Consider the following 6,875-nt stretch of genomic DNA (forward strand, 5'->3'; position numbering starts at 1 on the left):
CCTGTGGAAAAAGACCAATACATTGAGTTTCAAGATAGGGTAATCAATCTCTATATTGAGCATCCGGAAGTTAAGCAAATATGGAAATCACTTGACTCTAAGAGAATGTGGAGAAGCAGGGGGATTGATAATTTTAATTCACCTCATCATATGTTTCTAATGGGGAAATCGAGAGTCGGAAAAACTCAGGCAGTTAAACGCTATGCAAAGCAAAGCCTTAAGCAAGGTGAGGACAGTTACTATTTCGACGAAGAAGGTTCAAAAGTAAAAATCATACCTGTAGTTTATGCGGAAATACCTGATCGATTCACACCAAAGGAATTTTATAACAACATCATTGAGGGGCTTGGAGCCGTAAAACTATATGGGAGAGTGGAAGTTGGCCAGCTCAAAGACAGAGCACTTTACCTTTTGAAAAAACATAAAACTGAGATGCTTATACTAGATGAATTAGATTATCTGCTACCTTACGCTTCTAAAACAAGAGAGCAGGCCATGGAACTATTGAAAGGGCTTGCAAACAAAGCTGGGGTTTGTTTGATTTGTGTTGGCACTCCAGAAATTGAAGTTTTAAGAACAATGAATGAACAGTTCATAGGTCGTTACCCCCCTCGTACAATACCTCGATTTGAACAATGTGATGATAGCTTCATCTCTTTGCTAAATGAAATCGAGTTAAAATTAGGCTTAGAAACGCCAATTGGTCTGGCAAATTCTACTATAGGATATCCCCAAGTCTTGCACAAACTCTCACTTGGCTTCATTGGTTGGCTTGTGCCTATGTTGCAAAGTGCAATGGAGTTATTAGGTGTAATGGAGGAAGGTTTTAATGATTTTGATAAATTAAAAAGGTTAAATGGAAACATTCTAATTGAAGCCAAAAAGAATGCTGTCGGTGATATCACAAAAAACGACATAGAAAAGATAATACGAAAACGGGTCAAATAAATCACTAAATAATCGCCAATTTATGGCGATTATTTTTTATCTTTTTTCGAGGAGATATATTTCTTTTGCTATGTTATGTAACGCTTTTTTTCCTGCCGGGCTGAGTTGGTGTTGTAGTCGAATAAGTGTGGAGGTGAATTCATCGTCTGAATTAGTCACGGCTCCGAATAGCAAATAATCAGTACTTACTTCAAGAGTAAGTGACATTTTGATCAGTAAATCTATACTAGGTAAGCCTCGTCCACTTTCAATTCGTTTAATGTTTTCATCTGATGTTTGGAGGGCTTGAGCAAAATGACTTCGGTTATGAAATTTCTTTTTTCTGAGTTCCTGAATCCTAGTCCCCGTATTTTTAAAATCCATTTATATTCACCTCATGCCCAATAATAGACAAAGTAAACTAAAACAAGTAGGGTATACAAAGTAACTTTAAATTGGTTATAATAAATACCGAAGGTCATCTGAAATAAAGGAGAGTCATCTTATGGGTAGTCACAACAAGGTGAATCTGCTTGTTTTGATCGACGAATGGCTAATTCGGAAAGTATTCAGAATTGATAGATATATTTCGTATAAGAATTGTTTCTTCATACTGGTTACAGATGAGGAGTCATTTGAATTGCTACGATTAGAGTGCAGTCAGGAATCCAATGAATTAGTTAGTTTATCTGCAGAAGAAGCAGAAGAAATTACTTCTTTAATCGGTATAGAGCAAGACATCAATCATACACAATCAAGATACAAAACAGTAGGCTTGTTATACTCTCAAGAAGTAAGCCAAGATGGTTCGAAATCTTATCATTTTAAGACTTCTCAACAAGAGGAAAACATTGATCTAACCTCATTTCTCCATTATTTTGATGACTTCAACAGTTAATTCTGGAAAAACAACAAGGAGCTTGATGACAACATGAATTCCAGTTTAGTAAAGCAAGTCGTTATTGAGAATGTTCTTTTATGTAAAATTCGAGGCAAAATAGCTTATCAAAGTTCATTCTCTGCACATGATGCAATTTCTCTAACCTATGTTAAGGCTTATGATGATCCATCAGGTAAAGGATACCAACGTCCCGTTGATATTCGAAGATGTAATGAATTCTCTTTTTATCTATCTAAAGGAGATGATGCGTTATTTACCCCATTGCTGTTAAATGCAGCATCGAGCTGGGAGTTTATAGCTTATGATAAGCAGCGTCCTTCGTTTGGTCGATTAGTCTGTAAGGCTAAAGCCTCTCTGATGGATGGACAGCATAGGCTAGGTGGAATTAAGCGATATATACAAGAGACAAATTCGGAGCTTAACGTTCCATTCGTTGCATTTCATTATTTGGATGAAGATGAGGAAATTCAACTATTCAACATTATTAATACCAAGGCTAAGGGAATTGGACCATCTTTAAGTAAATATCTAACCAGGCAGTCGGATGACACTAGTTGGATTGCAACAGAGCTTATTGTAAGAGCTGAAAGTCCTTTTTATCACATCGGTAGTATTGTTGGAAAACGAAATAAAGGAAGACATATTACTTTGCAAAATTTGTACCGAACGATTACCTATCTAACTAAAAAAAACAATACATCTGGACTTACCAAAGAAACAAAACTTCATTTATCTCTACTGTATTACAACACGATTAAAGAACTATTTTATTCACAGTGGATCGATTACAAAGGACAACGGCTAACTCACATCGTTTGTTTGGATGCATTGTCTTTGGCAGGTGCCGAATTAATAGAAAGTTGTATTAAAGACGATGGGAAAATCGACTATAAAATGATCACCAGGAAAGTGAACAATTTAAAAAACGTAGATTGGTCTATTGATGGTCCATTGAAATATATTAAAGGAATCTCAGGTTCTAAAGCTTTAGCAGCAGATTTAGTGGAACAAATGCAAATTAGATGAATCCCTCAGGGATAGGAGGTCTACGTTGGAGATAGAAAACTCCTCTAGTTTATCTGTAAAAGTCAGACCTCAGGAAGAGGAATCTTTAAGTAGTTTCATTATTCGTGTAGCACGTAGTAACGGGGCAGGTATTCACTGGTTTATGAACAATTATAGGAGTAGTAACTCCGATCATATAAAAACATCCGATATCTCACGCTTGGATTTTTATCCTAATAATGTATTGAATATCGAATTGGTTGAACAACATCTTTGTTTGGAGAAAGGTTCTTTAAGAGAGTTGAGTTTTCAGAATATTTTGATGAAATTTAAGGGAGAAGGAAAACCGGAGAGTAGTCGTTTCATGAAAGGTGTAATTCGTAAATATTTACACTATTGCCCTGCTTGTTTAAGTGAGGGTGACTATTATTCTTTATTGTGGAGAATAGAAACTGTCCATTTCTGTTTTAAACACCGTACTCATTTGATATCCTTGTGTAATTCCTGCAATCGACCCATAAATTATAATTCTATTCGTCAAATCGGATGTTGCCCATATTGTGAAAGTAAACTGGCTAGAGAAGATAGAGACTCTAAGGTTATAGACTTAAATTCCCTCTCCGAAGAGTTTCGTATACGTGATATTTTAAAGGAACTTTTATCAACTAAGCCCTTCAATTTTGATAGTAAAGATATAGCAATGAGGATCTTATATGTATCATCAAAAGACGAGGTGTCTAACGATTTTTATGAAAGAATAGGAATTCAAAAAAGCTATTTATTACAGTTTGCACGCAACAGTATGAATTATAAACGATCCATTCATTTAGATACGATTATTCGTTTTTTATGTGAGGCTAATCTTTCTTTCGAAGAATTTATACGAATTGATGTACCAAAGAAGTATGAAGATAAAATTCTAGACGCTGATAAACCAAGAAATAGTAATGAATATTACTGCGAAGCCCCCTGGTGCTCTTTCTACCTGCAAGCAGGGTCTCTTGAATTTACAGGTACAAGCACAAAGATTAAAGGGGATCGGAAATTAGAATGCTATATGTATTGTAGCGAATGTGGGTGTCAGTATGAGATTTATGAAGATTCATTGCTTGAACGTTCATATTTTATCAAGGGATACCTTTCGATTAAGGCAGAAGATATTTCTCAACTTTCACTGAGAGAGATGTGTTCAATCACGGGCTTAACGGTTTCACAAAATAAAAGGCTTTTAGCCTATCTAACTTGTAGAGGATTAATTGGTGACTATAGTTATATATATGACGATCAACTCGTGGTTCGTTTCGTGAATGCACTAAAAGCGGGAGTAAGAATATCAAATATTATAAAATGGACTTCTTGGAAGAATGAGGGGCATTACTTAACTTACAGGTACCATGCTCGAGTCATGCAAGCATTAAATATGAAGAAGAAAAGCCAACCAGAACGTAAAAGCAAAAACGGGGTTGAGCATACGCTGTCTGAGATTTGTTGGAGTCTCATTCAGAGCGAAGTTAAAATTACTAATCATGAAATCTATAATGCTTTAGGAATTACTGTGCAAACCCTTAGAAAGTGGGGATTTCATGAGTATATTAAAGATATGAAATATAAACAAAAAATGCTTCAACGTCGTAAAAGGATTGAGGATTGGATGGGACGTATAGAAAAGTTTTTTCGTGAAGAATGGAAAAACGATATGGAAATGAAAGTGATCTATGAAAGGCTGAATTTAAGTCAAAGTTATTTATGTGGCTTTGCCCCAGAAGTCAATGTTCTCATTAAGGAAAGAAGTTTAGGAATATCGCCCGGTGGAAAGACTGATATGCAATGAGCTCAAAAAAGCTCATTGCATATCAGTCTTTTTTTTTTGGCATTGTTATAATATGAGAGGGGCTCCGTTTTATGGAAGATATACTAACTATTAAAACTCGGCCGTACAATGGTGAATCATTGACAGCTTTTTTAATGAGAACTGCTGTGCGTAATCAGATGTCTTATCAGTCACTGCTTCACTTTGCAGATATTAAGAGTACAAGAAGCCATCATTTAGATTTTAATCCGAAGTATATAACCAACTTAGACAAGCTGACACATTTATTGGAGACAGATAAGACTGTTTTTCGACATACCTCTTTTAGTCACATTGTTGAATTATTCATAGATGAGAATGAACAGTATTCGATTTCCTATAATGATTTCTTTTTTAATCTCTTTAATAGGAGGTACCGGCGATTTTGTCCTCTATGTTTAGAAGAGAAGAATTCATATTTACTTTTTTGGCAAGTTAATGATTTAAAAGTTTGTATTCATCATGGGATAAATATAACTAGTAAATGTCCTTCTTGTTCCAGGGATCAACCATACATCAGTCCGTCGTTGGTACAACGGGAGTGTTACTCCTGTGGTGAAAAGCTTACAAAATTTAACCACAGATTGCAGAAAACTTCTATTGAACCTTCAAAAGAGCAATACGAATTGAATAGTCTATGGTGTGATTTGCAAAATACTGATTTGGAACTTGAATATGAAAAAGTAAAACCCAAAAGTAAGTATCTTGCACTTTTGATCCTATTCATATGCTCTGGTAAACGAGAGTTATTCGACCAATCGAGAGTCGAATTCCTTACGACTGATCTTAAATCTCGTTTATTAAGTTTTTATGATAGAGGACAGGGATCTAGACCAACATTGGGACAATTAATAAACCTAGTACTCAGTATGAAAATAGGGATATCTGATCTGCTTAGAATCGAAATTCCAACACAATTTATTGAATCTGTAAATCAATATAACATGCGTTCTTCAGAAATACCTATTTGTCAATCACCTTGGTGTCCCTCATACCATAAAGATGAAACTATGGTACGGACGAATATGAATATTTTCAAGTGGGAAGGTATCATTTATTCCACAGTATTTATGTGTTCTTGTTGTTATGTAAAATATGCGCGGAAGGGAAATCAAAATTTCACTGAAGTTGGCGAATCTTATCTATGGGCATGGGATAAAGTATTACCCTTGTTAATGAAAAATAAGTTTGAACAGGATATAGCGAAAAGTCTTAATCTAACCAGATATAAAGTACTTAAATATAGTGTTTATTTCTCTGTTAAAGGTCAACTGGATATCAAACTGACTAAAAATACACCGAAGAATCCTATCGGGCACCCAATTGAACATTTCAAAAAATTAGATGCTACTGGAAGCTCTTTAATAAGCCAAGCTAGTCAACGATATAGATGGGGGCAGCGAGTTTACTTTTATTACTTTTTCAATCCTGAGGTCCAATTACATTTATTCGATGCAGTGGAATTAGAAACTAAGCCGACCAATAAAAAGAAATTAGTCAGAAAAAGAATCACTAAACCTGCTGTGAATTTAAGTAAGCTACCTGAAAAAAACAGCCTCTTGAATGAAATTAGAAATTATATTCAAATAAAGAATGAGTTGTTTGAAAGTATTTTTGATGCTCAGTTGTATCATTTTCTCAATACAACGAGGAAAACAATGTTAAAGTACTACCCTGACATTGTTGAATATATTGAAGAAGAAAAAGCTAAACAAAAAATGAGTCAAACTCGCTCACTTGAAGATGAGCGAATAGAACGCATCAAGGAATCATTTGACCTCATAAAAGCTCACGGAGAGTACCCATCATATGAACGCATTGTTGAGGTCAGTGAGGTTCCTAAAAAGTACATCATAACTCATCCAAGGGTCAAGGAGATCTTTTTGAACTTAAGAAGAGAATACATTGAGGGGAATTAAAAATGGTTAATATTGAATTCCATGCTGTTACTAACGGCTGTATTCAAGGCCTGCCACAGTATTTACCTTTGGTGTGAAAATCCATATCTAACTGAAGTTTGGATTAAGGTTTGTAATACACATTGCTGTCTTATGACTGTTTAGAAATTAAAGAAATAAAAAAAGGTACTACTAAACTGTAAAATGTACCCCTTGTACAGGACAAATTAAAAAAGGTTAGGCTGCTTCAAGCTGCTGTCTGTATCGCGCAGGCGGCAGCTTGTTTAAGTTCCAT

The 6,875-nt window shown here is 35.1% G+C and carries 6 protein-coding genes; 5 read left to right on the forward strand and 1 reads right to left on the reverse strand.

Translation table 11 applies throughout. The features are described 5' to 3' along the window. Positions 1-3: 3 nt before the first annotated feature. Positions 4-948, forward strand: a complete 945-nt coding sequence (locus HNR77_RS23030) for a TniB family NTP-binding protein (RefSeq protein ID WP_184189584.1) — start codon at positions 4-6, stop codon at positions 946-948. A 36-nt stretch (positions 949-984) separates the two neighbouring features. Here HNR77_RS23030 and HNR77_RS23035 read toward each other — a convergent pair whose 3' ends face one another. Then, positions 985-1,311: a helix-turn-helix domain-containing protein gene (locus HNR77_RS23035; RefSeq protein WP_184189586.1), complete on the reverse strand. Its 327-nt coding sequence runs from the start codon at positions 1,309-1,311 to the stop codon at positions 985-987. Between the two features lie 121 nt (positions 1,312-1,432). On the opposite strand from HNR77_RS23035, the gene HNR77_RS23040 reads away from it, so the two are divergent. From HNR77_RS23040 to HNR77_RS23055, 4 genes are all read left to right on the forward strand, one after another. Further along, positions 1,433-1,825, forward strand: a complete 393-nt coding sequence (locus HNR77_RS23040) for a hypothetical protein (protein WP_184189588.1) — start codon at positions 1,433-1,435, stop codon at positions 1,823-1,825. A gap of 33 nt (positions 1,826-1,858) precedes the next feature. Then, positions 1,859-2,854, forward strand: coding sequence for a DGQHR domain-containing protein (locus HNR77_RS23045; RefSeq protein WP_184189590.1), 996 nt, complete (start codon positions 1,859-1,861; stop codon positions 2,852-2,854). A gap of 25 nt (positions 2,855-2,879) precedes the next feature. After that, the gene (locus HNR77_RS23050) at positions 2,880-4,664 is read left to right on the forward strand and encodes a TniQ family protein (RefSeq protein ID WP_184189592.1); all 1,785 of its coding nucleotides are present in this window, start codon (positions 2,880-2,882) and stop codon (positions 4,662-4,664) included. Between the two features lie 71 nt (positions 4,665-4,735). Continuing rightward, the gene (locus HNR77_RS23055; protein WP_184189594.1) at positions 4,736-6,601 is read left to right on the forward strand and encodes a TniQ family protein; all 1,866 of its coding nucleotides are present in this window, start codon (positions 4,736-4,738) and stop codon (positions 6,599-6,601) included. Positions 6,602-6,875 lie beyond the last annotated feature (274 nt).

It is taken from the genome of Paenibacillus sp. JGP012 (genome assembly GCF_014203995.1).
Classification (GTDB): domain Bacteria; phylum Bacillota; class Bacilli; order Paenibacillales; family Paenibacillaceae; genus Paenibacillus; species Paenibacillus silvae.